The organism is Kitasatospora sp. NPDC057940, assembly GCF_042887425.1.
GTDB lineage: Bacteria > Actinomycetota > Actinomycetes > Streptomycetales > Streptomycetaceae > Kitasatospora.
This window is the reverse complement of the sequence record NZ_JBHVPH010000018.1, coordinates 18,177-44,048: the sequence shown is the minus strand read 5'-3', so window position 1 is coordinate 44,048 and position 25,872 is coordinate 18,177. Positions and strand designations below refer to the sequence as shown.

Annotated in this window: 24 protein-coding genes; 17 read left to right on the top strand and 7 right to left on the bottom strand. The window is 74.9% G+C overall.

Translation table 11 applies throughout. The annotated features are described in order from the left end of the window. The first annotated feature begins 17 nt into the window (after positions 1-17). The 8 genes from ACFVTF_RS24965 to ACFVTF_RS24930 all read left to right on the top strand — a co-directional run bounded on the left by ACFVTF_RS24965 (position 18) and on the right by ACFVTF_RS24930 (position 8,635). Positions 18-650 (top strand): hypothetical protein, encoded by a 633-nt coding sequence (locus ACFVTF_RS24965; RefSeq protein ID WP_387816623.1) that lies wholly within the window; start codon positions 18-20, stop codon positions 648-650. Positions 651-941: 291 nt separating this feature from the next. Next, the gene (locus tag ACFVTF_RS24960; protein ID WP_371522239.1) at positions 942-2,564 is read left to right on the top strand and encodes a class I adenylate-forming enzyme family protein; all 1,623 of its coding nucleotides are present in this window, start codon (positions 942-944) and stop codon (positions 2,562-2,564) included. Further along, on the top strand, positions 2,561-3,817 hold the full coding sequence (locus ACFVTF_RS24955) for a beta-ketoacyl-[acyl-carrier-protein] synthase family protein (protein WP_363617211.1): 1,257 nt from the start codon (positions 2,561-2,563) through the stop codon (positions 3,815-3,817). The genes ACFVTF_RS24960 and ACFVTF_RS24955 overlap by 4 nt, the downstream gene beginning before the upstream one ends. A gap of 42 nt (positions 3,818-3,859) precedes the next feature. Then, positions 3,860-4,846, top strand: a complete 987-nt coding sequence (hppD, locus tag ACFVTF_RS24950) for a 4-hydroxyphenylpyruvate dioxygenase (RefSeq protein WP_387816620.1) — start codon at positions 3,860-3,862, stop codon at positions 4,844-4,846. 33 nt (positions 4,847-4,879) lie between these two features. After that, complete coding sequence (locus ACFVTF_RS24945; RefSeq protein WP_371522235.1) at positions 4,880-5,794, top strand: phytanoyl-CoA dioxygenase family protein; 915 nt, start codon at positions 4,880-4,882, stop codon at positions 5,792-5,794. Beyond that, positions 5,791-6,846 (top strand): thiamine pyrophosphate-dependent dehydrogenase E1 component subunit alpha, encoded by a 1,056-nt coding sequence (locus ACFVTF_RS24940; RefSeq protein WP_387816618.1) that lies wholly within the window; start codon positions 5,791-5,793, stop codon positions 6,844-6,846. The genes ACFVTF_RS24945 and ACFVTF_RS24940 overlap by 4 nt, the downstream gene beginning before the upstream one ends. After that, on the top strand, positions 6,843-7,811 hold the full coding sequence (locus tag ACFVTF_RS24935; protein WP_387816616.1) for an alpha-ketoacid dehydrogenase subunit beta: 969 nt from the start codon (positions 6,843-6,845) through the stop codon (positions 7,809-7,811). The genes ACFVTF_RS24940 and ACFVTF_RS24935 overlap by 4 nt, the downstream gene beginning before the upstream one ends. A 35-nt stretch (positions 7,812-7,846) precedes the next feature. Next, positions 7,847-8,635 carry a DUF3050 domain-containing protein gene (locus ACFVTF_RS24930; RefSeq protein ID WP_371522229.1) on the top strand — a complete coding sequence of 263 codons (789 nt, stop codon included), beginning with the start codon at positions 7,847-7,849 and terminating at the stop codon, positions 8,633-8,635. Between the two features lie 89 nt (positions 8,636-8,724). Here ACFVTF_RS24930 and ACFVTF_RS24925 read toward each other — a convergent pair whose 3' ends face one another. Continuing rightward, a complete protein-coding gene (locus ACFVTF_RS24925; RefSeq protein WP_387816614.1) occupies positions 8,725-9,996 on the bottom strand; it encodes an acyltransferase in 1,272 nt (423 codons plus the stop codon). 214 nt (positions 9,997-10,210) lie between these two features. Here ACFVTF_RS24925 and ACFVTF_RS24920 point away from each other — a divergent pair, with 214 nt between their 5' ends. The 4 genes from ACFVTF_RS24920 (at position 10,211) to ACFVTF_RS24905 (ending at position 14,857) form a co-directional block, all read left to right on the top strand. Further along, positions 10,211-12,619, top strand: a complete 2,409-nt coding sequence (locus ACFVTF_RS24920) for an FHA domain-containing protein (RefSeq protein ID WP_387816612.1) — start codon at positions 10,211-10,213, stop codon at positions 12,617-12,619. A gap of 129 nt (positions 12,620-12,748) precedes the next feature. Then, positions 12,749-13,339, top strand: a complete 591-nt coding sequence (locus tag ACFVTF_RS24915) for a hypothetical protein (RefSeq protein WP_387816610.1) — start codon at positions 12,749-12,751, stop codon at positions 13,337-13,339. A gap of 98 nt (positions 13,340-13,437) precedes the next feature. Then, positions 13,438-14,430, top strand: coding sequence for a serine/threonine-protein kinase (locus tag ACFVTF_RS24910; protein ID WP_371522998.1), 993 nt, complete (start codon positions 13,438-13,440; stop codon positions 14,428-14,430). 52 nt (positions 14,431-14,482) lie between these two features. Further along, positions 14,483-14,857 carry a DUF1304 family protein gene (locus ACFVTF_RS24905; RefSeq protein WP_387816607.1) on the top strand — a complete coding sequence of 125 codons (375 nt, stop codon included), beginning with the start codon at positions 14,483-14,485 and terminating at the stop codon, positions 14,855-14,857. A 21-nt stretch (positions 14,858-14,878) separates the two neighbouring features. On the opposite strand, the gene ACFVTF_RS24900 is transcribed toward ACFVTF_RS24905, so the two are convergent. Further along, positions 14,879-16,276 carry a streptophobe family protein gene (locus ACFVTF_RS24900; protein WP_387816605.1) on the bottom strand — a complete coding sequence of 466 codons (1,398 nt, stop codon included), beginning with the start codon at positions 16,274-16,276 and terminating at the stop codon, positions 14,879-14,881. Between the two features lie 470 nt (positions 16,277-16,746). Here ACFVTF_RS24900 and ACFVTF_RS24895 point away from each other — a divergent pair, with 470 nt between their 5' ends. Continuing rightward, positions 16,747-18,018 carry a DUF6777 domain-containing protein gene (locus ACFVTF_RS24895; protein WP_387816603.1) on the top strand — a complete coding sequence of 424 codons (1,272 nt, stop codon included), beginning with the start codon at positions 16,747-16,749 and terminating at the stop codon, positions 18,016-18,018. 30 nt (positions 18,019-18,048) lie between these two features. Here ACFVTF_RS24895 and ACFVTF_RS24890 read toward each other — a convergent pair whose 3' ends face one another. Then, positions 18,049-18,492, bottom strand: coding sequence for a winged helix-turn-helix transcriptional regulator (locus ACFVTF_RS24890; protein WP_387816601.1), 444 nt, complete (start codon positions 18,490-18,492; stop codon positions 18,049-18,051). Between the two features lie 136 nt (positions 18,493-18,628). On the opposite strand from ACFVTF_RS24890, the gene ACFVTF_RS24885 reads away from it, so the two are divergent. Both ACFVTF_RS24885 and ACFVTF_RS24880 read left to right on the top strand, forming a co-directional pair. After that, positions 18,629-19,885 carry an MFS transporter gene (locus ACFVTF_RS24885; protein ID WP_387816599.1) on the top strand — a complete coding sequence of 419 codons (1,257 nt, stop codon included), beginning with the start codon at positions 18,629-18,631 and terminating at the stop codon, positions 19,883-19,885. 66 nt (positions 19,886-19,951) lie between these two features. After that, positions 19,952-20,404, top strand: a complete 453-nt coding sequence (locus ACFVTF_RS24880) for a hypothetical protein (protein WP_387816597.1) — start codon at positions 19,952-19,954, stop codon at positions 20,402-20,404. Between the two features lie 73 nt (positions 20,405-20,477). On the opposite strand, the gene ACFVTF_RS24875 is transcribed toward ACFVTF_RS24880, so the two are convergent. Beyond that, positions 20,478-22,070, bottom strand: a complete 1,593-nt coding sequence (locus ACFVTF_RS24875; protein ID WP_387816595.1) for an LCP family protein — start codon at positions 22,068-22,070, stop codon at positions 20,478-20,480. Then, positions 22,063-22,638, bottom strand: coding sequence for a DUF6542 domain-containing protein (locus ACFVTF_RS24870; RefSeq protein ID WP_387816593.1), 576 nt, complete (start codon positions 22,636-22,638; stop codon positions 22,063-22,065). Before ACFVTF_RS24870 ends, ACFVTF_RS24875 begins: the two co-directional genes overlap by 8 nt. A gap of 259 nt (positions 22,639-22,897) precedes the next feature. Here ACFVTF_RS24870 and ACFVTF_RS24865 point away from each other — a divergent pair, with 259 nt between their 5' ends. Both ACFVTF_RS24865 and ACFVTF_RS24860 read left to right on the top strand, forming a co-directional pair. Continuing rightward, positions 22,898-23,104, top strand: coding sequence for an antitoxin (locus ACFVTF_RS24865; protein ID WP_280680643.1), 207 nt, complete (start codon positions 22,898-22,900; stop codon positions 23,102-23,104). Positions 23,105-23,188: 84 nt separating this feature from the next. Beyond that, positions 23,189-23,890 carry a lytic transglycosylase domain-containing protein gene (locus tag ACFVTF_RS24860; protein ID WP_387816591.1) on the top strand — a complete coding sequence of 234 codons (702 nt, stop codon included), beginning with the start codon at positions 23,189-23,191 and terminating at the stop codon, positions 23,888-23,890. Positions 23,891-23,928: 38 nt separating this feature from the next. Here the strand turns inward: ACFVTF_RS24860 and galE are convergent, their stop codons facing one another. Both galE and ACFVTF_RS24850 read right to left on the bottom strand, forming a co-directional pair. Continuing rightward, entirely contained in the window at positions 23,929-24,945 is a 1,017-nt protein-coding gene (galE, locus tag ACFVTF_RS24855; RefSeq protein ID WP_387816590.1) for a UDP-glucose 4-epimerase GalE, read from the bottom strand. A gap of 92 nt (positions 24,946-25,037) precedes the next feature. Continuing rightward, a complete protein-coding gene (locus ACFVTF_RS24850; protein WP_387816588.1) occupies positions 25,038-25,652 on the bottom strand; it encodes a hypothetical protein in 615 nt (204 codons plus the stop codon). Positions 25,653-25,872 lie beyond the last annotated feature (220 nt).

Sequence of the window (25,872 nt, the reverse complement as noted above, 5' to 3'; positions counted from 1 at the left end):
ACCCCGGCACCCACACCATGACCACCGACGCCACAGACTCCGACGCCACAGCGCCCTACGGCGCAGCACCCGACGACACAGCGCCCGACGCCACGAGCTTCGGCGCCGCACCCGCGCCGGCCGCCGCCCGGCTGCGGGTCCTCGCCGAGGCCCGCCGACCCGACCCCGGCTCGGCCGACCCCGACCTGGCCGGCCCGCCGCCACCGCTGCCCGGCTTCGCCGCCTCCGGCTTCAACCCGCTGGTCGCCGACACCGCCGACCGCTGCCTGCGCGCCCACCACGGCGCCCCGCCCGCCCCGGGGCGGACCGCACTGCTGCTGGCCAGCGCCGGCGGCGACCGCGCCACCGCGCGGGCCATCGACCGGAGCGCCGAACCCGGGAGGCGCCCCGCACCCCTGCTGTTCTTCCAGTCCAACCCCAACGCCGTCCTCGGGCACATCGCCGCCCGCTGGGGCCTGACCGGCCCCGTCGTGGCGATCAGCCCGGCCCACGCCGTCCCCGGGCAGGTGCCCGCGGACGCGCTCGACCTCGCGGCGCTGCTCCTCGCGGACGGCGACGCCGACCAGGTGCTGGTCATCGCCGCCGAACCGGGCGACGACGGACCGGGCGAGGCCACCGGACACGCGGTGGCCGTCCTGGTCACCGGCTGACGTCCTGTTGACCGACCGGGCCACCGGCCGAGTCACCAGCCGGGCCACCCGCCGGGTCACCGACTGAACCGTCCGGCCACCGCCGGCCGTACCCACGGACGAGGCCCGACCACTGAAGCAGCCGCACCCGGCAGACCAGCACCCGGCCCCGTCACCCACCCCGGCGCCGTCGCACCCGCCGACAGCCCGCCGACACCCGCCAGCACCGTTCGCCGCCCGCGCGGCCGCCCGACCCACGCCAACCGATCAGCCGCCCGGGCCGCCTCCGGCCCCGAGGGAGGGATCCACCCCGTGACCATCCGCAGTGTCCGCAGCCTGATCGCGGACGACCCCGACGTGGGCGCCGGCAACGTCCTGACCGCCCGGCTCGCACTCGGCCTCGGCCTCGACGAACCGCTGCTGACCTTCGACACCCCGGTGGACGACCACCCCGCCTGGCAGCCGCTCACCCTGCGCGAGCTCGACCGCGCCGTCCGGGCCCGCGCCGCCGCCCTGCACGCCCTCGGCATCACCCGGCGCGACCCGGTGGTGGTCTTCGCCGGCGACGCCGCCGACCACGTGCTCGCCTTCCTCGCCCTGACCCGGCTCGGCGCCATCCCCGCGCTCCTCAACCCCAACGTGGACGGCGAGCGGGCCGCCCGCTACATCGCCCGCCTCGGCGCCGTCGGCGTCCTCGCCGACCCGGCCCACCTGGCCGCGCTGGCCGACCACGACCCCGGCGCGCCGCTGCTGCCCGAGATCTCCACCCTCGGCGCGGGCGACCCGGACGCCGCCCCCGAGCCGTACCGGCACTGGTCCGGAGACCCGGTGGCGATCACCCACTCCTCCGGCACCACCGGGATGCCCAAGGCCGTCGTCCACTCGCACGCGAGCCTGTACGCGGCGATCCGCCACCGGCTGCGGCTGCCCCGCCCCCAGGGCCAGGACCGGATGCTCAGCGCACTGCCCGCGCCGCACGCCGCCACCCTGATCGCGCTCAACCTGGCGCTCAGCTCGCACACCGAACTCGCCGTGCTGTCACGGCAGTCCGGCGCCGGGGTGCTGGACGCCATCGAGCAGTGGCGGCCCACCGGGGTGATCGGCTTCGCCGCCACCTGGGCCGAACTCGCCCACCACGACCTCACTGCCCGGGACCTCGACACCGTCGCCCTGTGGTGGAACACCGGCGACTGCGCGCACGAGGTGCACATCCGCCGCCTGATCGCCGCCGGCAGCCGGGAGTCCGTCACCCGCGCGGGCCGCACCCGGACGCCGGGCTCGCTGTTCGTCGACGGCCTGGGCTCCACCGAGATGGGCCACTCGCACTTCTTCATCACCCACGGCCCCGGCACCGAGCGCTACGGGCGCTGCGTCGGGCGCCCGCACGCCTTCGTCGACTGCGAGGTGGTCGGCCCGGACGGCGAGCCGCTCGGCCCCGGCGAGGTCGGCGAACTCGCCACCTCCTCGCCGACCCTGGCACTCGGCTACTGGAACGACTCGGCCACCACCTTCCGCACCCGGATCCGCGGCCGCTTCCTCACCGGCGACCTGATGTACCGGGACGAGGAGGGCTACTACTACCACGTCGACCGGGCCGTCGACTCGGTCGAACTCGGCGACGGCAAGCGGCTGTTCACCGCCATGTCGGAGGAGCGGGTGCTCGCCGCCCGCCCGGACGTGGCGGACTGCACGGTGGTCGCCGTACGGGACGGCGAGCGGGTGGTCACCGACGTGCTGCTGATCCTCGCCGCCGACGCCGACCCGACCGCCGACCGGACCAAGGACGTCATCGCCGCCCTGGACGAGGCCGCCGCCGCGACCGTGCGCCAGGTGCTGGTCGTCTCCGGGGACGACATCCCGCTCGGCCCCACCGGCAAGGTCCGCAAGGTGCTGCTGCGCCAGCGCTACCTCGACGCCGCGGCCGGTGCCCGATGACCCGCCGCGAGGGCGCCGTCGTCACCGGCCTCGGCCTGGTCTCGCCGCTCGGCCGCAAGCCCGCCGAGGTGTTCGACGCGCTCAACGCCGGGCGCTCCGGGCTGACCGCCGTCCCAGAGGGCCACGCCGCGCACGGCTGGCTGCCCGCCGCCGGGATCGCCCCCGCCGTCGACGGCCGCGAGGTGCTGCCGCCCACCGAGACCCGCTGCGTGGACCGCTTCGTGCTGCTCGCCCTGGCCGCCGCCGACGACGCGCTCGCCGACGCCGGCCTGGTCGTCGGCCGGGACGCCGACCCGCACCGCACCGCCGTGGTGCTGGCCACCGGCGGCGGCGGACTGGAGACCTTCGAGCAGCAGTCGCACCGCCGGCTGGAGCGCGGCCGCCCCGGCGTCAGCCCGTACCTGCTGCCGGGCATGCTCTCCAACATGGCCACCGCCCGGATCGCCATCAAGCACGGCATCCGCGGCTACAGTTCGGCCGTGGTGACGGCCTGCGCGGCCGGCGCCCAGGCCGTCGCCGAGGGGCTGCGGCTGATCCGCTCCGGCGACGCGGACGTGGTGGTGTGCGGCGGCACCGAGTCCTCGCTGCACCCGACCATCGCCGCCGCCTTCACCAACGCCCGTGCGCTCGCCCAGGGTTGGGAGGATCCGGAGCAGGCCAGCCGGCCCTTCGACACCCGCCGCAACGGCTTCGTGCTCGGCGAGGGCAGCGCCGTCCTCGTCCTGGAACGCGCCGACCACGCCGACGCCCGCGGCGCCGCCGGGTACGCGGACGTCATCGGCTGGGGCGCCTCCACCGACGCCCACCACCCGACCATGCCCCGCCCCGACGGCTCCGGCGCCGCCGACGCGATGCGCTCCGCGCTCGCCAACGCGGGCCTGGCACCGGGCGACATCGACTACGTGAACGCCCACGGCACCGGCACCAAGCTCGGTGACGTGGCCGAGACCGCCGCCCTGCGCGCCGTCTTCGGCGCGCACCCGCCCGCGGTCAGCTCCACCAAGGGTGCCACCGGCCATCTCCTCGGCGCCGCAGGCGCGTTGGAGGCGGCGGTGACCGCCCTGGCGGTGGCGAGGGGGACGCTGCCGCCGACACTCAACCTGACCGACCCCGACCCGGCCTGCGACCTGGACCACGTCCGGGGCGGGGCCCGGTCCGCACCGGTGCGCGCCGCGCTGAGCAACGCCTTCGCCTTCGGCGGCCACAACCTCAGCCTGATCCTCGGCCCGGCGTCCACCCGGGCCGCCAAGTAGCGCGCCGATCCACGCCCTTCCATCCCTCCGGGGGAGATCCCGTTGTCCATCCAGTCCATCACCCACGTCGAGTTCCACTGCGCGGACGCCGACAAGACCGCGGCCGGGCTCTGCGCCGACTTCGACTTCACCGCCGACGCCCCGGAGACCGCACCGGACGGCGCCCGCACCATCCGGCTGCGCCAGGGCTCGATCCGGATGCACCTGGCCTCCGCCGCCGACCCCGACCACCCGGTGGCCGGCTTCGTCGCCCGGCACGGGGACGGCGTCGCCGCCCTCGCCCTCGCCTGCACCGACCCGCAGGCCGCGCTGGAGCGCGCCGAGCGGCACGGCGCCCGCGTGCTGGACCGGGCCGGCGGGCTGATCGCCGGCTTCGGCGACACCGCGCTGAGGTTCGTGCCGCCGCGGCCGGCCGAACCCGCCGACGAGCCGGGCCTGCTGGACGCCCTGGACCACGTCGCGATCTGCGTCCCGGCCGGCGAACTCGCCGACGCCGTACGGTTCTGCGAGGCCGCGCTCGGCTTCCACCGGATCTTCGGCGAGTACATCGAGGTCGGCCGGCAGGCCATGGACTCCAGCGTGGTGCAGAGCGCGTCCGGCGAGGTCACCTTCACCCTGATCGAGCCGGACACCACCCGGCGGCCCGGCCAGATCGACGAGTTCCTGGCCTCCCACGACGGCGCCGGAGTGCAGCACCTGGCCTTCCGCACCGGCGACATCGCCACCGCCGTCCGGACCGCCCGGGCCAACGGCGTGGAGTTCCTGAGCACCCCGGGCGCCTACTTCGACGCCCTGGCCGAGCGGTTCGGCGAGACGGCCATCCCGGTGGAGACCCTGCGCGACCTGCACGTGCTCGTCGACCAGGACCACGGCGGCCAGCTGTTCCAGATCTTCGTGCGCTCCACCCACCCCCGGCGCACGTACTTCCTGGAGCTGATCGAGCGCCAGGGCGCCGGCACCTTCGGCACCGCGAACATCAAGGCCCTGTACGAGGCCGTCGAGCGGCAGAGCTCCGACGCCGCCGTCTGACCGCCGCCCACACCTCCGGAAGGGGCACACCCCATGACCACCGCCGTCGAGTTCCGCCTCAGCGAGGCCGAACACGCCCTGCTGCCCACGCCCGAGGAGGTGGCCCACTACCGCGAGCACGGCTGGTACCTGTCCCGGAAGCTGTTCAGCGACGAGGAACTGGACACCCTCCAGGCCGCCACCGAGCTCTACTACGGCGGCCACCGTGACCGCGAACTGCCCGCCCGCCCGCCGCGCCTGGCCGCCTGGGACCCCTCGCAGGGCCCGATCCAGCGGCACAACGACTACGTGCACTACGAGAGCGACGCCATCGGCGCGATCCTGCGCAAGCCGCTGATCGGCGCGGTGGCCGCCCTGCTGGCCGGCGCCGAGGAGATCCGGGTGTTCCAGGCGACCCTGATCTACAAGCCGCCGGTGCCCGGGGAGCCGAGCAACCAGGTGCCCTGGCACTTCGACAAGCACTACTGGCAGACCTCCACCTCGGAGGAGATGCTCACCGCGTTCATCCCGTTCCACGACTGCCGCGAGGAGAACGGCACCATCACCATGGTGGACGGCAGCCACCGCTGGCGGGAGCTGGACTCCGGCGAGGACTCCACCCGCCACTTCGCCGACCGCGACCGCACCGAACTCGACGACATCCTGGCCGCCAACGCCGCCCACAACGGGCAGCAGGTGCGCACCGTCCCGATGCACATCCCGCGTGGCCACATGTCCTTCCACCACTGCCGCACCTACCACGGCAGCGGCCCCAACCTGGCCTCCTTCCCGCGCCGGGCCGTCTCGCTGCACCTCCAGGACGGCGCCAACGAGTACCGCCACCACACCCGGGCGGACGGCGGCCCGGTGGTGTACAACCACGACGTGCTGGTGCGCCGCACCGCCGACGGCCGACCCGACTACGCCGACCCGCAGTTCTGCCCGACCATCTGGCGGGGAGCCCGGTGACGGCTCCCCCGGCGACCGTGCCCCCCGGCACCACCTCACCCGACACCGCCGCGCCCGGCACCGCTGCTCCCGGCACCGCGCCGCTGGACACGCCGGCCGAGCGCTACCGGATGCTGCGGCTGATCCGCGGCTTCGAGGAGCTGGCGCTCGGCCTGGTGAAGGCCGGCGCGATCCCCGGCGGCATCCACCCGTACATCGGCCAGGAGGCCGTCGCGGTCGGCGTCTGCTCGGCGCTCGGCCCCGCCGACCGGCTCACCAGCACCCACCGCGGCCACGGCCACGTCCTCGCCCGGGGCGCCGCACCGCACCGACTGCTCGCCGAACTCGCCGGCCGTGTCGACGGGTTGAACGGCGGCCGGGGCGGCTCGATGCACGCCGCCGACCTCTCGCTCGGCATCCTCGGCGCCAACGGCATCGTCGGCGCCGGTGCCCCGATCGCGGTCGGCGCCGCCTGGGCCGCCCGGCAGGCGGGGGACGGCCGGGTGGCGGTGGCCTTCTTCGGCGACGGCGCGCTCAACCAGGGCGTGCTGCTGGAGTCGTTCAACCTCGCCGCGATGTGGCAGCTTCCGGTGGTGTTCGTCTGCGAGAACAACGGCTACGCCACCACCCTGCCCGCCGCCACCGCGGTCGCGGGCAGCGCGACCGGGCGGGCGGCCGCCTTCGGCATCCCCGCCGAGGAGGTGGACGGCATGGACACCGAGGCCGTCCGCGCCGCCGCCCTGCGCGCGGTGGAGCGGGCCCGCTCCGGCGGCGGCCCCGGCTTCCTGGAATGCCGCACCTACCGCTACGAGGGCCACCACACCATGGAACGCCGGATGAAGCTGCACTACCGCACCCCCGAGGAGGTCGAGGCCTGGCGCGCCCGCGACCCGCTCCCCCGGGCCGCCGCCCAGCTGGAACAGTCGGCCGTCGCCGAACTCGACGACGCGGTGGCCCGCCGACTCGCCGCCGCCGAGGAGTTCGCCCTCGCCTCCGAACACCCCGACCCGGCCGGCGCGTTGGACCATCTGTACGCCGACGGCCTGCGGCCCCGAGCCGGGGCGGTGGCATGACCAGGCTCTCGTACACCAAGGCCCTCAACCGGGCGATCGCCGACGAACTCGCCGACGACCCGGCGGTCTGCGTCTTCGGCGAGGACATCGGCGCCGGGATGGCCGGCCCGACCCTCGGCCTGCTGGACCGCTTCGGGCCCGAGCGGATCGTCGACACCCCGCTGTCCGAGCAGGCCTTCACCGCCATGGCGATCGGCGCGGCGCTCGCCGGGCGCCGCCCGGTGCTGGAGTTCCAGATCCCCTCGCTGCTGTTCCTGGTATTCGAGCAACTCGTCAACCAGGCACACAAGTTCTCGCTGATGACCGGCGGGCAGGCGAGCGTCCCGCTGACCTGCCTGGTGCCCGGTTCGGGCTCCCGGGACGGCTGGGCCGGGCAGCACTCCGACCACCCGTACAGCCTGTTCGCGCACGCCGGGGTGAAGACCGTGGTGCCCGCCACCCCGACCGACGCCTACGGGCTGCTGCGCTCGGCGATCCGCGACCCGGACCCGGTCGTGGTGTTCGCGCCCGCCGCCGCCCTCCCGGTGCGCGAGACCGTCACCTGGGACCTCGCGCCGATCCCGCTCGGCCGGGCCCGGATCCACCGCTCCGGCACCGACGTCACCGTGGTCGCCGTGGGACACCTGGTGCACGACGCGCTCGCCGTGGCGGACGAGGTCGCCGAGGAGATCTCGGTCGAAGTCCTCGACCCCCGCACGCTGTACCCCCTAGATTGGGCCGCGCTCGCAGCCTCGCTGGAACGAACCGGCCGGCTGGTCGTCCTCGACGACTCCAACCGCAGCTGCGGCTTCGCCGCGGAGGTGCTGGCCACCGCCTCCGAGGAGATGCGCCTGATCGCCCCGCCCCGCCGGGTCACCCGCCCCGACGGCACCGTCCTGCCGTTCGCCCCCGCCCTCGACCGCGCCCTCCAGCCCGGCCGCGAGCAACTGCGCCACGCCCTGCACGCCGTCCTCAAGCACCCCTGAGCAGCCTCCAGCACCCCTGAGCAGAAGGAGCCGCCTTGTCCACCAACCGCTACCACTGGGACCGTTCGCACCCCGGCCTGACCAGCCTCCAGCAGGCCATCGACCCGCTGCGCCGCGAGGTCGTCGGCCACGGCGTGTACGGCGGGCTGACCAGCATCGAGCGCGTCCGCACCTTCCTGGACAGCCACGTCTTCGCGGTCTGGGACTTCATGTCGCTGCTGAAGAGCCTGCAGCGCGACCTCACCAGCGTCGACGTCCCGTGGGTTCCGAGCGGGCCGACCGCCAGCCGCCGGCTGATCAACGAGATCGTGCTGGTCGAGGAGAGCGACGAACTCGGGGAGGGCTACACCAGCCACTTCGAGCTGTACGTCGAGGGCATGCGGCAGGCCGGCGCCGACCCGGGCCCGGTGGAGGAGTTCCTGGGGCTGCTGGGCACCGGCACCGCCGTCCCGCAGGCGCTGAAGGCCGCCGCGGTGCCGCAGGCCGCCGTCGACTTCACCGGCACCACCTGGTCGATCATCGAGAACGCGCCGGTGCACTGCCGGGCCGCCGCCTTCGCCTTCGGCCGCGAGGACCTGATCCCGGACATGTTCGCCCAGGTGGTCGGCATCGACGACCCGGACGGCGTGCTCACCGTCTTCAAGGACTACCTGGCCCGGCACATCGAGGTGGACGGCGAGCAGCACACCCCGATGGCGATGCAGATGCTGATCGACCTGTGCGGCGACGACCAGGCCAAGTGGGACGAGTGCGCCGAGACCGTCCGCACCGCGCTGCGCGCCCGGGTGCAGCTGTGGACGGCGATCGAGGCCGCCTTCGCGTAGCACGGCCCAGGCACGGCCCAGGCACGGCCCGGGCGCGGCACACTCCGCGGCTCACCCCGCGCATCGCGCCTCGTACCGCGCGGTGCGGCTCAGACCACCTTCGGGACGGCGGCGGCCGACGCGGGCAGTTCGTCCGCCGCCGTCCGGAAGCGGTGCAGCGCGGCCCGGCCCTCCGCCCCCCGCACCCGGGCGGCGAGCCGGGCCGGCAGCACCACGGTGGTCAGGTAGCCGGCACCGCCGAACCCCTCGACCGTCCAACTCACCCAGGGAAGCGGGTAGTTGGCGGCTGGACTGAAGAACACCGGCCGATGCCCCTGGAAGCTCACCCGATAGGCCCCGAACCGACTCCAGTTCGAGAAGCTGAACCGGCGCTCCTGCGGGTCGAAGCCCAGCGGCACGCAGTCCCGCAACCGGGAGCGGCCGAGCGAGGCCAGGAAGCCGAGGTTGGAACGCAGGTTGAGGTGGGCAACCGGGAACTCCTCGACGGCCGCCCGCAGCGCGCCCGCGAGCGCCGCCGGGCCGTCCTCGGGCCGGTGCGACACGTGGACGTCGCCCAGCAGGTTGCCCACCAGGGCGGGTGAAAGTCCGAGCCAGCGCCGGGCGTTGACCGGTACGGTCAGCCAGCGCTCCGCCTTGTCGCCGTCCAACTCCCGGACGGTGCTGACGACATGGGCGCAGAGCACGTCACCGGAGGAGAGCCGGCGGCCGGCCGTCGCGCTGAACTCCGCGCGCATCCGCTCGACTTCGGCGTCCCCGAAGTAGATCTGGACGGTCCGGTTGGCCCGCGGACCGACCGCCACCTCGCGGGCCAGCAGCTGCGCCTGCGCCGTCGAGGGCACCCGGAAGCCGGGCCGCCCGCAGTCCTCGACGGGGAGCACCCGGTCCAGCAACTCGTCCTGGTCCTCGACCAGTTCGGCTTCCGGCAGCTCCTCGTCCTCGACCGCCGCCGACCAGATCCGCAGCAGCAGCATGAAGCTGTGCAGATCGCCGATCGCGTGGTGCCAGGAGCAGCCCAGCACCGTCCCGCCGTCTCCGGTGCGGGTGACCCGGACGGTGAGCAGCGGGACGCCGCCGCCGCGCGCGGCCGGGGCGTCCACCGGATCGACCAGTTCGGAGCCGGCGGCCGCCACCCGGCCCATCGTCTCGGCGAGCGTGCTGTCCACGGTGTAGACGTCCAGCGGGACGCCGGAGTCGTCGCAGACCGCTTCGAGGGCGCCTCCCCCGCCGGTGCGCAGCCGCCCGGCGAACACCGGCACCCGGTCCAGTGCGCGGGCCAGTCCGGCGGCCAGCCGGTCCTCGTCCAGCACCTGGTCGAAGCAGAGCACGACCGAGACGGCGAGGTCCGCCAGCATGGTGTCCATCAGACCGCAGTGCAGCACGGTTGCTGGGGCGCGGCCGGCCCTGACAGTCCGGGATCTTCGCAACACCGGCCAACTACTCATGCGTTCCGTCCCCGATTGTTCTGCGGGTGGCGAGCGGGCACGCCGAACGATAGTGCCGCGCCGTCACAGTGGTCCAGTCCAATCCCAGGATCCGGAAAGGCCGCTGAACCGCCGCGGCGATAGAATGCCCAGCATGGGAGAGCGCCCGGGCGCACCCACCGCGCCGCCCCTCGTCCTGGTCACCGACACCGGGTCGCTGCTGATCGACCCGGCCCTGGCCTACCACCTCGGCCGCGACCCGACCAGCGAGGTCGTCCTGGACGACCCCCGGGTCTCCTGGCACCACGCCGTGCTGCGGGCCGCCGACGGACACTGGCTGCTGGAGGACGCCGGCAGCACCAACGGCACCTACGACCAGGGCCGCCGGGTCGAGCGCGAGGACATCGGCCCCGGCACCCGGCTGCGCTTCGGAGACCCGGCCGACGGCCCGTCCGCGACCTTCGCCGGCCTGCCCCGCCCCGACCCCGGCGAGCGGCCCTCCCTGCTCGCCCCGCAGGCCTCCGGCACCTTCCGCAGCCCCAGCTCGGTGCTCCAGCTGCCCGGCCGCACGGTCCGGATCGGCCGCTCGCACGACAACGACCTGGTCCTGGACGACCTGGTGGTCTCCCGCCACCACGCCGAACTGCGCGAACTGCCCGACGGCGGCCACGAGATCGTCGACCTGGACAGCCACAACGGCACCTACCACAACGGCCGCCCGGTGCAGCGGGCGGCGGTCGGCCCGGCCGACATCGTCGGCATCGGCCACTCCGCGCTCTGCCTCGCCGACGACCACCTGGTCGAGTACACCGACACCGGCGAGATCTCCCTGGACGTGCGGCACCTGGTGGTCCGGGTCGGGTCCGACCACCGGGTGCTGCTGGACGACGTGAGCTTCCCGCTCGCCGAGAAGGCGCTGCTGGCGGTGGCCGGCCCGAGCGGCGCCGGCAAGTCCACCCTGCTCAACGCCCTGACCGGGCTGCGCCCCGCCGACGAGGGCACCGTGCTGTACGACGGGCGCGACCTCTACCGCGACTACGCCGAACTGCGCCGCCGGATCGGCCTGGTGCCGCAGGACGACATCCTGCACACCCAGCTCACCGTCCGCCGCGCGCTCGGCTACGCCGCCGAGCTGCGCTTCCCCGGCGACACCGCGAAGCACGAGCGGGAGGCCCGGGTCGTCGAGGTGGTCCAGGAGCTGGGCCTGGCCGGCCGGGCCGACCAGGTGATCGGCAGCCTCTCCGGCGGCCAGCGCAAGCGGGTCAGCGTCGCGCTGGAGCTGCTCACCAAGCCCTCGCTGCTGTTCCTCGACGAGCCGACCTCCGGCCTGGATCCGGGCATGGAGCGCTCGGTGATGCACATGCTGCGCGGGCTGGCCGACGACGGCCGGACGGTGGTCGTGGTGACGCACAGCGTGCTGAGCCTGAACGTGTGCGACCGCCTGCTGGTGCTCGCCCCCGGCGGCCGGACGGCCTACTACGGCCCGCCGGGCGAGGCGCTGGCGTTCTTCGGCTTCGCGGAGTGGCCGGAGGCCTTCGAGGCCTTCGAGAGCGAGGACCACGAGGCCTGGCAGCGCCGCTTCCGCAGCTCCCCGCAGTACGAGCGGTACGTCGCCGCCGAGGCGGTGCCCCTGACGCCGGCCGCGACACCGGGAGCAGCGGAGGCACCGGGAGTACCGGGAGCGCCGGAGGCAGCGGGCCCGGCGCGGGCACCGGCGGCCGGGCGGGATCCGATCGGCTGGGAGAAGCCGCAGGGCTGGTTCTCCCAACTGGGCACCCTGGTGCGCCGGTACACCGCGGTGCTCGCCGCCGACCGGCTGTTCCTGACCATCATGGTGGCGCTGCCCTTCGTGATCGGCCTGATGTGCCGGGTGATGGCCGGCTCCCGGCTCACCCCGGACAACGCCGTGAACTGCCTGCTCACGCTGTGCATCGGCGGCCTGCTGACCGGCGCCGCCAACTCGGTGCGCGAGGTGGTCAAGGAGCGGGCGATCTACCGCCGGGAACGCGTGGTCGGACTGTCCAGATCGGCGTACCTGGTCTCCAAGGTGGTGGTGCTCGGCACGGTCACGGCCGCCCAGGCCGTCGTGCTGACCGTGGTCGGCCTGGCCGGGGTGGACCTCTCCTGGGCGGTGCCGACCGGGGTGGTGATGCCGCAGCTGCCCGAACTGATCATCGCGGTCGCGCTGCTGGCGTTCTCGGCGATGATGCTCGGCCTGGTGGTCTCGGCGATCGTGGACAAGGAGGAGGCCACCATGCCGCTGCTGGTGCTCCTCTCGGTGGTGCAGATCGTCTTCAGCGGCCTGATGCTCAAGCTGCACGGCGTGCCCGGGCTGGAGCAGTTCGCCTGGCTGATCCCGTCCCGCTGGGGCATGGCCGCGATGGCCCGCACCGTCGAGCTGCACGGCATCTTCCCGAGCGCGATCACCGCCGACCCGATGTTCCGCCACGAGCGCGCCGGCTGGCTGCTCGACATCGCGGTGCTGCCCGGCCTCGCGGTCGGGTACGGGCTGCTGGTGCTGGCCCTGCTGCGGCGGCACGAGCCCGCGATCATGCGGCGCTGAGTCCCGAACAGCGGCCCCGGGCCCCGGCCGACCACCGCCGGTACAGTGGGAAGCGACCTGTGGTGCGAGTCCCATCGCTATGACCGCGCGCAGCCGCGGGCTCGCGCGGCGGAGGAAATGCAGCCGCCCATGGACGAGTTCGCGTTCCGCCCCACCCACGTCGCCCCGCCGGCCGGGATGGCCACCTGGGCGGCCCCGGACCCGGCCCGGCCCGCCACCCGGCTGGACGCGCTGCTGCCGGTGCGGGTGGTCGCCCGGCAGGGCGACTGGGCGCAGATCCTCTGCTCCAACGGCTGGACTGCCTGGGTCGACGGCCGTCTGCTGGTCGCCCTCCCGGAGCCGCCGCCCACCGCCGGGGGCCCGCCCACCCGGACGGCGGACCCGCGCCCGGCGCTCGTGGAGGCCGAGGCCGCGGTGGCCCGCTACCGGGGCCTGCTGGAGGACCTCGCGGCGGGCGCCCTGGACCTGGAGGCCTTCCGGGAGCGGACCCGCGGCCTGCGGATCGGCCTGGTCGTGGACGCCGAGGCGCTCTGGGTGTTCGACGCGGTGCGCGACCGCTGGTGCTACTGCGACGGGCTCCAGCTCCAGACGTACGCGGCCACCGACCGGCCGGGGCCCGGGGCGTCGCCATCGCCGCCCCCCGCCCCGTCGCCCGCCCCCGCCGCCCCGCCGGGGCCCGCACCCGGTCCGTACACCCCCACCCGGCCGGGCGTGCCGTGACCCGGGCCGAACGACCCCCCGAACGCCCCGGCCAGGCCGGCCACGCCGACCAGCTCGACCGCCCCGACCGGCCGTCCGCACCCGGCCTGCCGGCCGGCATGGTCGGGCGCCGGATCGCGGGCTACCGGCTGGAGCGCGAGATCGGCCGCGGCGGCATGGCCGTGGTGTACCGGGCCAAGGACCTGCGGCTCGGCCGGACCGTCGCGGTCAAACTGCTCGCCCCCGAGCTGGCCCGCAACGAGGTGTTCCGGCAGCGCTTCATGCACGAGTCCGAGGCCGCCGCCGCGATCGACCACCCGCACATCATCCCGGTGTTCGAGGCCGGCGAGCACGACGGCATCCTGTTCATCGCGATGCGCTACGTCGAGGGCGGCGACCTGCGCGGGCTGATGAACCGGGGCGGCCCCTTCCCGGCCGAGCGGACCGTCCGACTGGCCCTGCAGATCGCCTCCGCGCTCGACGCCGCGCACGACCACGACCTGGTGCACCGGGACGTCAAGCCCGGCAACGTGCTGGTCGCCGCCGGGACGGACAGCGAGCACCCCGAGCACCTGTACCTGGCGGACTTCGGCCTCACCAAGAAGTCCCTCTCGCTGAGCGGCCTGACCAGCGTCGGCCAGATCGTCGGAACGCTGGACTACGCCGCGCCCGAGCAGATCTCCGGCAAGCCGCTGGACGGGCGCTGCGACCAGTACGGCCTCGGCTGCGTGGTCTTCGAGATGCTCGCGGGCTCCCCGCCGTTCCGCCGGGAGAGCGACGTGGCGCTGCTCTGGGCTCACCTCAACGACCCGCCGCCCACCTTGCGCGACCACCGCCCTGACCTGCCCGCCGCCGTCGGCGCGGTGGTCGCCCGGGCACTCGCCAAGGCCCCCCAGGACCGCTACGCCAGCTGCCTGCAGTTCGTCGCCGAGCTGCGCGCGGCCACCGCCGTCGTGCCCGGCCACGGCGCCGTGCCAAGGGCGTGGAGCGGGGGCGGGCACGGGCCGCCCACCCGGGTCGTCCAGGCGGTCGTTCCCGGCCTCGCCGCGGCGGCCGTCGTGCCCGAGCCGCCCGCGTGGGCCGCCCCGGTCGTCCACCCGCCGCCGTGGTGAGCGCCGTACCCCCCGTCCCCCAAGGAAGCCGACCCTCAGGAAGCCGACCGCCATGAACGCCGTGAGCCAGGTCTTCGCCGTGATCGCCGCCGCGGTCCACCTCCTCGCGTGGCCGCTGGAGAGCTTCCTGTACGGCCACCCACGGGTGCGCTTCCTGCTCACCGGCAGCACGGCGGACGCGCCGGAGGTCCGGCTGTGGCGCTTCAACGTCGGCTTCTACAACCTGTTCCTGGCGCTCGGCCTGGTCGCCGGACTGGTCCTGCTGCACACCGGGCACTCCGCCTCCGGCCGCGCCGTGATCAGCTACGTCGCCGCGTTCATGGTCGCCGGCGGGGTCACCCTCCTCGCCTCGGAGCCGAAGGTCTGGCGCGGCGCCCTCGCCCAGGCGCTGCCGGCGGCGGCGATCCTCATCGCCGAGGCGTTCTGAGCGCGCGCCGCCCGGCAGCTGTCAGCCCGCCCCGGGGGCCTCGCCGCCCGAGACCTCTCCGCCGGGGACCTCGCCGCTGGGGACATCGCCGCTGGGGACTTCGCCCCGGCGGCCGGCGCGGGCGGCCAGCAGGGCGCCCAGCGCGCCGGTCAGCAGGCCCCAGCCCGCCGCCAGCGGGACGGCCGTCCACAGCACCGGGCGCAGGGTGAGGCTGCCGCTGCCGAGGCCGGCCAGCGGGTTGGCGCTGCCGAGGAGCGAGCCGATCAGGTCGCCGAGGCCGCCCTGGCCGACACCGACACCGAGCACCGACAGCCCGTAGTCGGCGTCCGCCCTGGTCCAGAGCCCGACCAGCAGCATCGTCACCGCGCCGGCCAGGGCGAACCGGACGGCGTGCTGCCAGAGCCGGACGGTGCGCGGCGAGCGGTACGCGGCGAGGAAGCCCGCCGCGAGCAGCAGCACGGCGGCCAGCGGCAGCAGCCACCAGCTGCGCGCGTCCTGGTCGGCGAGGGTGCCCAGGCTGATGGTGGCCTGCTGCCCGTCCGGCACCCGCAGCACCTCGGCGAGCGGCCTGGGCACCGGCAGACCGAGCGCGCCGCTGAGCCGCCCGTGCCACTGCGCACCGAGCCCGACGCCGAAGGCCAGCCAGACCAGGTCGGGCAGGGCGAGCAGCAGCACGGCCAGGGTCTGCCGGGCGTTGCCGTGCACGATCGCGGTCAGCACCCCGGCCGTCAGCCCGATCACCAGGTACGCCAGCAGGACCATCCAGAGCGCGAACGCGGCCGGGCGGACGGCCAGTTGGTAGGGCAGCAGGGCGCGCGGCAGCGGCGCCCGCCGGGACACCGCGAAGGTGCCCGCGAGGACGACGAGCAGCCAGGCCAGCCCGATGCCGACCGTGCTCGGGGCGTCCGCGTGGAAGCCGACCTCCGGGGTGAGCCCGAGCGCGCCGCCGATGGTCTGCGCCAGGTCGCCGCCGAGCGGGACGTCGAAGGTGTGCCGGGCGCCGAGGGTGAGCAGCGCGAGGGCGACCAGCCAGATCACCACCGTGCGGGCGATCCGGCCGAGCAGTTCGCCGCTGCCGGCCACCGCGCGGAAACGCAGCTGCCGCAGGAACACCTCGGCCATCACCACCGCGCCGGCCAGCGAGACGGACAGCGGCATGGCGCTGATCCCGGCATCCACCGCGGCGAACTGCCCGGCCCCACCGTCGAGTTGGACGGCTCCGCCGACGGCCAGCACCACCGCCCCGGCCAGCACGGCCGGGAAGCCGCCGCCCGGGAGGTCGTCGGCGCCGGCCAGCCAGAGACCGAGCGCGGCCACCGCCGCCATGGCGGCGAACCCGGCCAGCACCACGGCGAGCGCGTCCAGCCAGCCGCGCAGGGCGCCGGGCGGGCCCGCGACCCGGGTGGTGGGCTGCTGCATGGCGCCTCCTCGGTGCGTCGGGCTTCGCGTTCCAGGGTGGCCGACAGCAGGCGGGCACGCTCGGCGACGGCTCCCGCACCTGCTGTTGCGGCGGGTGGGGGGCCGGGGGGAAATGGAGGCCAGTGGCAGGAGCTTCCCGGGTCGGCGGGTCCGTCGGCCGCCTGCGAAACGGAGCCTCGATGAGTCCCCAACCGCCGCCGTCCGGCCCGCCGAGCGAACCGCCCCAGGGCCCCCCGTCCGGCCCGTTGGCCGGCCCCCCGTCGGGCGGCGGGCAGTTCGGGCCGCCGTCCGGGGCATCCGGCCCGTCCGGTCCGTCCGGCCCTCCGTCCGGGCCGCCTGGTTCGCCCGGTCCGCCCGGTCCGCCCGGTCCGCCCTCCGGGGACGGTCGGGGCCCGCACACGCCGTGGTGGCGCTCCGGGCGGGGGCTCGCGCTGGCCGCCGGCACGCTGGCGGTGGCCGCGGTGGCCGCGGTGCTGATCGTGAACAGCCAGGGTGGCGGTCATCACCACGACACCGTGCCGGTCGCCAACGAGGTGGCCCTCCAGGCCCCGGCCGACCCGGGGCCGGACCCGTTCACCCCATCGGTGGAAACCCAGGGGGTGAGCGCCCCCGCCCCCGCCCAGGCGCCGCGGTCCGAACAGGCGCCGCAGTCGGCCCAAGCGCCGCAGTCCGGGCCGGGCGGCCGGTCCGCGGCCGCCTCCCCGGCGGTGATCCACAGCGTCGAGGGCAGCTCCGCCGGGCTGTACGGCGGGACGATGACCAGGCCCAGCTGCGACACCGAGCGTCTGATCGGGATGGTCTCCAGCGGGGACGCCGGCCGCGCCTGGGCCTCCGCCGCGGGCATCCAGCAGTCCGGCGTCCCGTCCTACCTCCGCTCGCTGACCTCGGCCTACCTGCGGGTGGACACCCGGGTCACCAACCACAGCTACAGGAGCGGCGCCGTCGTCGAGTACCAGTCCGCGCTCCAGGCCGGCACCGCCGTCCTGGTGGACGCCCAGGGCGTGCCCCGGGTGCGCTGCTCCTGCGGCAACCCGCTGAAGCCGCCGGTGCTGGTGAGCGACGCCAAGTACACCGGGACGGCATGGGCCGGGTTCCACCCGACCACGCTGGTCGTCGTGGTGCCCGCGCCGCAGCCGGTGACCGAGATCATCCTGGTGAACATCGAGACGGGTGGCTGGTTCTCCCGGCTGACCGGGCGGACCGACGTGGTCGACCGGAACGTCGGACCGCCCAAAGGGCCGCTGGCGCCCGGCGTCCCGCCACCGGGGAAGATGACGCCCACCACGCCGCCGGGCACGGCCTCGACGTCGCACTCGACCTCCGCCTCGTCCTCCGGGACGACCTCCGGGTCCGGCTCGGCGACGACCTCGGGTTCGACCTCGTCCGGGGCGACGTCCTCCGGCCCGACCTCCTCGGGGGCCTCCAGCGGGACGGGCTCCGCCTCGGCAACGTCGTCCACCTCCTCGGGCGCCCCGCCCGGGACGGCCAGGACGACCGGCACCTCGTCCGCGTCCACCGGCTCCCCGACCGGACCCCCGACCGGCTCGTCCACGGGGCCCTCCACCACCAAGACGCCGCCCCAGACACCGGCCCGGTCGCCGAGCACCAAGGCCCCGGCGACCACGACCGGCTCCACCACGACGAACGGCACCAACGGCACCGCCCCCGGCACCCCCGGTACCACCGCGACGGCCACCGAGCCCCCGAAGACCACGACGGCCGGGAGCGCCACCCCCAGCTGATCGCCCACCCGCCGCCGGTGGCGGCGCGCCTCAGGGCAGCAGCACCTCGGCATCCTCGGGTCCCAGCACCCGGCCGCCGGCCGCACGGACCTCCATCGCCTCGATCGGCGCGCCCGTCCCGCGCTCCACCAGCCGGGCGCGCGGCTCGCCCTCCGCGAAGAACCACTGGTCGCCCCACTGCCGCAGCGCGGTGATCACCGGAAAGAGGGCGCGCCCCTTCTCGGTCAGCACGTACTCCTGGTACGGGCTGCCGTCGGTGGCCGGCGCGAGCTCGAACACCCCGTTGGCGACCAGGTTGGCGAGGCGGGCCGAGAGGATGTTCCTGGCGAGGCCCAGGTTCTTCTGGAACTGGCCGAAGCGGCGCAGCCCGTCGAAGGCGTCGCGGACGATCAGCAGCGTCCAGCCGTCGCCGACGACGTCGAGCGGGCGGGCGACCGGGCAGGTCGACTCCTCGTGCGTGGTGCGCTTCGGCACTTCTCCCACCTTCCACCGGTCGGCGCCCAGCCTATCGGCGAGTCTCGTGGTTGCTTATTGAAACCAGCATATGCCAGGGTGACGTGGTAGCACTTTGAAACCAGTTGGTCGTGCCCGCCACCAGGAAGACCCGCCCATGACCTCGCCCGCCCGCGCCACCGCCGCCACCACCGCCGAAGCGCCCCCGCGCGGCCTGCCACCCGCCGCCGCCTGGCTCCTCTCCGTCGCCTGCGGCCTCGCCGTCGCCAACGTCTACTACTCGCAGCCCCTGCTCGACCTCATCGCCGCGGACCACGGCATCGACCCGGCCACCATCGGCCTCGTCGGCACCCTCACCCAGACGGGCTACGCGCTCGGCCTGCTGCTGCTCGTCCCGCTCGGCGACCGCGTCAACCGCCGCACCCTCACCACCGCGCAGCTCGGGCTCTCCGTGCTCGCCCTCGCCGCCGTCGCGCTCGCCCCCTCCGCGTTGCTGATGCTCGCCGCGATGGCCGCCGTCGGCGTCCTCGCGGTGGTCGCCCAGGTCGTCGTCGCGTACGCGGCCTCGCTCGCCGCGCCCGCCGACCGGGGCCGGGTGGTCGGCACCGTCACCAGCGGCATCGTGGTCGGCATCCTGCTCGCCCGCACCGTCGCCGGCACCATCGGCGACCTCGCCGGCTGGCGCGCCGTCTACGTGGTGTCCGCCGTCGCCACCGGCGCGATGGCCCTCGCCGTCGCGGTCGTCCTCCCGGCCGAACGCCACCGGCCGTCGGCTCGAACCGAGCAGAGCGCGCAGACCGAGCAGACCTCGCAGACCGCACGGATCAGCTACCCCCGGCTGATCGGCTCGGTGTTCACGCTCTTCGCCGAGGAGCCCGTGCTCCGCACCCGGGCGGTCCTCGCGCTGCTCACCTTCACCTCCATCACCGTCCTGCTCACCCCGATGGTGCTCCCGCTCGCCGCCCCGCCGTTCAGCCTCAGCCACACCCAGATCGGGCTGTTCGGCCTGGCCGGCGCCGCCGGGGCCCTGGGCGCCGGCCGCGCGGGCCGCCAGGCCGACCTCGGCCGGGCCGAACGCACCGCCGGCATCGGCCTGTCGGCCATGCTCGCCGCCTGGATCCCGGCGGCCCTGCTGCCGCACTCGGTGTGGTGGTTGGTGCTCGCCATGGTGGTGATCGACTACGGCCTGCAGTCCGTGCACGTGGTCAACCAGCACCTGCTGTACCAGGTCCGCCCCGAGGCGCAGAGCCGGCTCACCGCCGGGTACATGCTCCTCTACTCCGCCGGCTGCGCGGCGGGCGCGATCGGCTCCACCGTCGTCTACGAGCGCTGGGGCTGGACGGCCGTCTGCCTCCTCGGCGCGGCCACCAGTCTGGCCGCACTGCTCTACTGGCTTGCCAGGAAGCAGAATTGACGCAACCCCCGAACCGCTCCTCCCCCTGATCCGACGGCACGTCACGGGGCGGGTATCGTCCCGGCCATGAAGGCAGTGTTACGCCGGGTGTGGTCCCTTCCGTTGGCGGGCGCGGTGGTCTCGCTGCTGGTGCTCTGCTGGAGCCTGTTCGCCGCGTCCGCGCAGTGGCGGGCCGCGAGCCGCATAGACGCCGCGCCGCTGCGGGTGGACGGGACGGTCAGCGCCGTGGCCCTGCGCAAGGGCGGTTGGCTCTACACCGTCATCTACCGGGTGGGGGATCGCGACTACCGCACGTCGGCGCTCGGCCTCAAACGGGTCGAGAAGCCGCACGTCGGGATGACCGTCGCGCTGGAGGCGGCGGCCGACGACCCGGCCACCGTCCGCGTGGCCGGTGACCACTACCCCAACGACGACATGCCCGCGACCTACGTGCTGGCCGCGGTGGGCGCCACGGCGGTCCTGCTGTGGCTGGTCGGCCTGCTCGTCCAGCGCGCCCGGGGCCGCACTCCCCTCCCGTGACGGCCGGTCCGGCCGCCGGGCCGGTTCGCCCGCCGCCTCGCGGGTGCGGCCGCACGGCGCCCGGCGCCGCCCGTCAGTCCACGCAGGGGATGCCGCCGGCCTTGACGGCGGGGCCCTGCATGGGGAGGCCGGCGGCGGGGTCGGTGGCCGCGTCGCCCGGCCCGGTGGCGGCGGCGGTGGGGCTGGGGGTGCGGGTCACGGCGAGGGTGACGACGATGTGGCCGGGGGCGACGACGGCGGCCGCGGTGGCGGTGACGCCGTAGCGGGCGGCGAGCTGCTGGGCGTCGGCCTTGGCGCCGCTGCCGTAGGAGACGGTGGTGGCCCTGGTCCTGGCGGCGGAGTCGCCGATCCTCCCCGGCTGGTAGCCGAGTTCGGTGAGGGCCTTGGACTCGGTGGCGGCCGCGCCGGCGCCCGCGACGGCGTTGACGTCCACGACGGCCCTGGTCGCGGTCGGGGAGGCCGCGGGCGGCGAGGGGGTGGTGGTCTCGGCGGCCGTCTCGGTGGGCGCGGGGACGGCCTGGACGGGGGCCGGCTCGCGGTTGAACAGCTGCCGGACGATCTTCTTGATCAGCTCCGGGTTGACGGTGTTGACCTCCTGGCCGCCGACGGTCTTGAACCCGGTGATCGGCAGGGTGTTGAACTCGACGTTCCCGCCGGTGAGGTTGGGCGCCTGCTGGGCGAAGTCGAGGATGTTCCACTCGTTGTCGATGACGACGTCCTTCTTCACCACCCCGAACAGCTTCTGCATCTGCCCGAAGTCGTTGAGGATGCCCTGCTGCTTGAGCCGGTACTCGACGGAGGAGATGAACGCCTGCTGCCGGTGGGTGCGGTCGAGGTCGCCGTTGGCGAGGTGGTGGCGCTGGCGGACGAAGGAGAGGGCCTGGGCGGCGTCGAGGGAGCTGATGCCCGCGGGGAGCTTGAGGCCGGTTCCGCCGCCTTCGTGGGCGGCGGTGCGGGCGACGATCGGATCGTCGACGGGGTGGTTGAGGCAGACCTGGATCGGCTCGACGGCCTTGGCGATGTCGTAGAAGCCGATCAGGTTGACCTCGGCGAAGTGGTCGATCGGGACGTCGAGGAAGCTCTGCACGGTCTGGATGGTGGCGGAGCGTCCGGCTTCGCGGCTCTGCCGTTCCAGGTCGGCCTTGGAGAGCCCCTTGCCGGCGAGTTTCTGCTCGGCGGCCACCTTCGCGATGCCGTAGGCCTCCTTGATCTTGTGCATCTTGCCGTCGGCGCCGGCGGTCTGCACGTAGTCGTCGCGCGGGACGGACAGCGCGGTGACCTTGCCGCCGTTGGCCGGGATGTGCAGGACGATCAGGGCGTTGGTGTTGTACCCGCCGATCTCGCTCGACCCGGCGTGCAGTTCGTCCTCGACGAACTGCTTGGGCAGGTCGTTGCCGTCCATGTCCTTGCGGCTGTCGAGGCCGATCAGCAGCAGGTTGACGGACTTGTCGAGGTGGGGCGGGGCGTTCTTCTTGGCCTCGCTCAGCGCGGTCGACTTGGTCATGCCGTCGTCGAGGCTGCGGTACTCGTACCAGGTGAAGCCGCTGGCGCCGAGGACGGCGACGGAGACGGCGCAGGCGAGGGTGCGCCCGGCGACGGTCAGCGGGGCGGGGCCCCGGCGCGGGCCGCGGCCGCGCGGGCGGAGGCGGGCGGCGCGTTCAGCCACGACGGCTCCTTCCGACCGGGGTGCCCGCACTGCGGGGCCGTCGGCGGTCGAGCGCGACGCGGACCGCGACGACCAGCAGCGCGACCCCCACCGCCGCCGCCATCACCGGGAACGCCCCCACCACCCACCGCAACGCGCCGGTGCCGAGCTGCTTGCCCTGGTACGCGTCCCGGTTCGCCAGGTACTCGATGCCGGCGGCGCCGAGCAGCACCACGAGCGGGGCCGCGGTGACGACCCACCAGCGGCCGGCCCGGCTGCACAGCGCCGCCGCGGCGCCCGTCCCGCCGACCGCACCGACCGCGAAGAGCACGCCGACGCCGGGGCCGCCGAGTTCGTCCGCGACACCGCCGAGGACGGGCAGGCCGACGGCGGTGAGCAGCACCGGCAGCCGGCCGCCCCGGCGGGCCTGCGGCCGGCGGCGGGAGGCCCCGGTCCGTGGCGGGCGGGCGGCGGGCGGCGCGGCGGGCTCCGCCCGGTCGGCCGCGCGCGAGCGCTGCGCGGGCAGGGCGGGGTCCTCGGTGCGCGGTCCCGCGTCCTGGTACGGCGTTCTCGCCCGCTGCCCGGCCATGCGCACTTCCCTCGCTCGTTTCGGCTGCCGCGGCGCGTGCGCGCCGCTGTGCGTGCCGGGACGCGTTCCGTCCTGGTGGCGGTTCCCAACTTCTACAGTGCTGTAGAAGCTGGGCTGGAGCATACAAACCCATTTCAGCAAAGTCACCCGCCGTCCTCCGGCAGCGGCCGAGCGCCCGGTGGGCCGTCGTTAGGATGGTCATGATCCCCCGCCACGTCGGCACACCATCAGGAACGCGTCAGAGGAGCAGAGCGTCACCATGTTTGAGAGTCTGAAGAACCTCGCGGACAAGGCCACCGACCTCGCCCGCGAGCACAGCGACGTGCTCGGGCAGGGCCTGGACAAGGTCGGCGACGTGATCGACGACCGCACGGACGGCAAGTACAGCGGCCAGATCGACACCGGCGTCGAGAAGGCCAAGGGCTTCCTGCGCAACCTCGACGGCGAGCAGAAGCCGGCCGAGTAGCCTGCCACCGGGCACGGTCGCCGGCACGATCGGCAGTACGACGATCGAACAAGGACACGGGCGCACGGGGAGGGGTCGGCAGCGATGAGCGAGGGGCAGCAGGGGTCGCGCTGGGGGCGCTGGCTGGTCGTCGGCGTACTCGTCGCGGCCGGGTGGGGCATCGTCCACGGCGGCGACCACCCCACCACGGCGTCGTCCGACGCCTCCCCGTCGGCGACCCCCTCCCCGGACGGTGCCGCGCCCTCCGCGTCCGCGTCCTCCCCGTCCGGGCCCGCCTCGACCGCGCCGTCGAAGCCGTCCGGCCGCTACGACCCCGCCGACTACGCGGCCCCGGTGCGCCGGTACGCCGCCGAGGCCGGGGTCAACCCGCAGCTGCTGATGGCGATCCTCTACAACGAGTCCTACAAGCCGCACGACCCGGAGCTCGAACGGGCCTGGCAGCGCGGCAAGCCCGAAGCCTCGTTCGGCATCGCCAACATGCACCGCGCCGCCTTCGACGACACCAAACCCGGCCGCCCCTTCGCCGACCGCAAGTGGGAGGAGCTGCCGGACGACCGCGACCTGGCCGTCCAGGCGGCCGCCTGGCACCTGCACGACCTGGCCGGGCAGCTCCCGGCGCGGCCGAGCGCGCCGCTGAACCACGACGAGCTCCTCGCCCTCGGCTACAACGCCGGCGCGGGCAACATGCTGGCCTTCGCCCGGGGGGTCAAGGTGGGCTCCCAGGCGCAGTCCTACCTCGACCGGCTGCACGACAACTGGGCCAGGTCCGGCACGGCCGTCCAGTAGCGCGGTCTCCCCGGGCCCCGGGGAGACCGCGCCGGGGATCAGCTGGCGCCGAGGCGGGCGGCCCACTGCGCGCGCCAGGCCAGCGCGTCGGCGACGCCCTCGGCGATGCCCCGCCGCGGCTGCCAGCCGAGCAGCTCGCGGGCGGTGTCGACGACCGCGTAGCAGCCGATCACGTCGCCCGGCCGGGGGCCCGCCTCGCGGACGTCGAGCTTCGCGCCGACGGCCTGCTCGAAGGCGGCGATCAGCTCGCGCACGGTGGTGCCGTCGCCCGTGCCCACGTTGATGACCCGGTAGCGGTCCTCGGCGCCCTCGACGATCACCTCGTCGAAGCGGAGCAGCGCCGCGACGTGCGCCTCGGCGAGGTCCCGGACGTGGACGTAGTCGCGGATGCCGGAGCCGTCCCTGGTCGCCCAGTCGACGCCGGTGACGGTGAACGGGGTGCCGTTGGTGTGCGCCTCGATCAGCTTGCCCAGGGCGTGGGTGGGGTTGAGGTCCTGGAGCCCGGTGCGCAGCCGCGGGTCGGCGCCGATCGGGTTGAAGTAGCGCAGGGAGATGACCCGCTGCCGCTCGGCGCCCTCCCCCTTGGTCCAGTCCTGGAGCACCTGCTCCATCATCAGCTTGGTGCGCGCGTAGGGGCTGTTGGCCTCGACCGGGCTGCTCTCGTCGACCCGCGCGTCCGGGGTGGGCGCGTAGATGGAGGCGGAGCTGCTGAAGACGACGCGGGTGCAGCCGTGGCGCTGGAGGGCGTCGAGCAGTTCGACGGTCTTGCCGACGTTCTCCCGGTAGTAGAACAGCGGCCTGGCCACCGAGTCCGGGACGACGATCCTGGCCGCGCAGTGCACGGCGGCGTCGATGTCCGGGTGCTCGGCGAAGATCCGGTCGAGCAGGGCCACATCGGCGACGTCGCCCTGGTAGAACACCTTGCCCTCGACGAACTCGGCCCGGCCCTTGGACAGGTCGTCCAGGATGACCGGGGTGATGCCCTGGTCGAGGAGGGCGAACACCACCGAACTGCCGATGAATCCCGCGCCGCCGGTGATCAGGACCTTCTTCATGCGCGGACGCTCCCTTGCGGTCGGCCGGGCGCCCGGTGGCGCCCGGTGACTTCTGGGACGGTGGTTCGCGCTCGACGGTTCCGCCGCCGGGCTCAGCGGCGGCGGAGCCAGAAGCCGGTGGCGACCAGCACGACGGCCGCTACGGCGGTGCCGATCGCGGCCCAGGCGGCGGCGTCGGGCGTGGTGTCGGAGGGGGTGTCGCGGGCGTCGGCACGGGCCCGGGCGGCGGCGGGGGCGGTGGAAGCGGTGGGTGTGGCCGTGGATGCGGGCGCCGGTATCAGGGCCGGGGCGCCGGTCGTCGCGCCCGTCGCCCCCGGCAACGGCGGATCGCCGACCACCGCGGCCTCGACGTCGAGTTCACCCTCGCCGTGCCCCGGCGAGGGGAACGCGCAGTCGACGCTCACCCGCCAGTGCCCGGCCGGGAGGATCTCCCGGGTGGTGTACGTCCCCGGCTCGCCCGGGACGGCGACCAGGCGCCAGGGGCCGACCGTGCGCCCGTCGGTGGCCGTCGCGGCCAGCGTGCCGGTGAACTCACCGGTGACCGGGTCGTGGTCGTTCTCCCAGGTGGCGGTGGTGCTGACGCGGCCGTTCCGCTGGCCGGAGACGTCCAGGTGGACGGTGTCGCCGTGGGCGGCGACCGGCACGGCTGCGGGCAGCACGGCCGCACCGGCGAGGGCGAGGGCGACGACGAGGGGGCGGGTTCGCATGGCGGGCAATCCTCGTGAGGGGTGAGGGGCAGGGAGCGGTGACGCCGGGTGCGGGCGGCCGCCGGGTGGTGGCGGCGCCCGCACCCGGCGGCCGCCGGACGGTCTCAGGAGGCCTTCAGCAGCGGCCGGTTGTTGCACGGCCGGCCGTTCGGGCTGCTGGAACTCCCCCCGGGGGCTGGTCCGACGGTTCGCGCCCTGCGAGAACCGTCGGACCAGCCCT

Bases quoted from the DNA above. Each gene is read 5' to 3' on its own strand.
- ACFVTF_RS24965 (WP_387816623.1), top strand. From the start codon at position 18: ATGACCACCGACGCCACAGACTCCGACGCCACAGCGCCCTACGGCGCA.
- ACFVTF_RS24955 (WP_363617211.1), top strand. From the start codon at position 2,561: ATGACCCGCCGCGAGGGCGCCGTCGTCACCGGCCTCGGCCTGGTCTCG.
- ACFVTF_RS24945 (WP_371522235.1), top strand. From the start codon at position 4,880: ATGACCACCGCCGTCGAGTTCCGCCTCAGCGAGGCCGAACACGCCCTG.
- ACFVTF_RS24935 (WP_387816616.1), top strand. From the start codon at position 6,843: ATGACCAGGCTCTCGTACACCAAGGCCCTCAACCGGGCGATCGCCGAC.
- ACFVTF_RS24925 (WP_387816614.1), bottom strand. From the start codon at position 9,996: ATGGACACCATGCTGGCGGACCTCGCCGTCTCGGTCGTGCTCTGCTTC.
- ACFVTF_RS24920 (WP_387816612.1), top strand. From the start codon at position 10,211: ATGGGAGAGCGCCCGGGCGCACCCACCGCGCCGCCCCTCGTCCTGGTC.
- ACFVTF_RS24915 (WP_387816610.1), top strand. From the start codon at position 12,749: ATGGACGAGTTCGCGTTCCGCCCCACCCACGTCGCCCCGCCGGCCGGG.
- ACFVTF_RS24910 (WP_371522998.1), top strand. From the start codon at position 13,438: ATGGTCGGGCGCCGGATCGCGGGCTACCGGCTGGAGCGCGAGATCGGC.
- ACFVTF_RS24905 (WP_387816607.1), top strand. From the start codon at position 14,483: ATGAACGCCGTGAGCCAGGTCTTCGCCGTGATCGCCGCCGCGGTCCAC.
- ACFVTF_RS24900 (WP_387816605.1), bottom strand. From the start codon at position 16,276: ATGCAGCAGCCCACCACCCGGGTCGCGGGCCCGCCCGGCGCCCTGCGC.
- ACFVTF_RS24885 (WP_387816599.1), top strand. From the start codon at position 18,629: ATGACCTCGCCCGCCCGCGCCACCGCCGCCACCACCGCCGAAGCGCCC.
- ACFVTF_RS24880 (WP_387816597.1), top strand. From the start codon at position 19,952: ATGAAGGCAGTGTTACGCCGGGTGTGGTCCCTTCCGTTGGCGGGCGCG.
- ACFVTF_RS24870 (WP_387816593.1), bottom strand. From the start codon at position 22,638: ATGGCCGGGCAGCGGGCGAGAACGCCGTACCAGGACGCGGGACCGCGC.
- ACFVTF_RS24865 (WP_280680643.1), top strand. From the start codon at position 22,898: ATGTTTGAGAGTCTGAAGAACCTCGCGGACAAGGCCACCGACCTCGCC.
- ACFVTF_RS24860 (WP_387816591.1), top strand. From the start codon at position 23,189: ATGAGCGAGGGGCAGCAGGGGTCGCGCTGGGGGCGCTGGCTGGTCGTC.
- galE (WP_387816590.1), bottom strand. From the start codon at position 24,945: ATGAAGAAGGTCCTGATCACCGGCGGCGCGGGATTCATCGGCAGTTCG.
- ACFVTF_RS24850 (WP_387816588.1), bottom strand. From the start codon at position 25,652: ATGCGAACCCGCCCCCTCGTCGTCGCCCTCGCCCTCGCCGGTGCGGCC.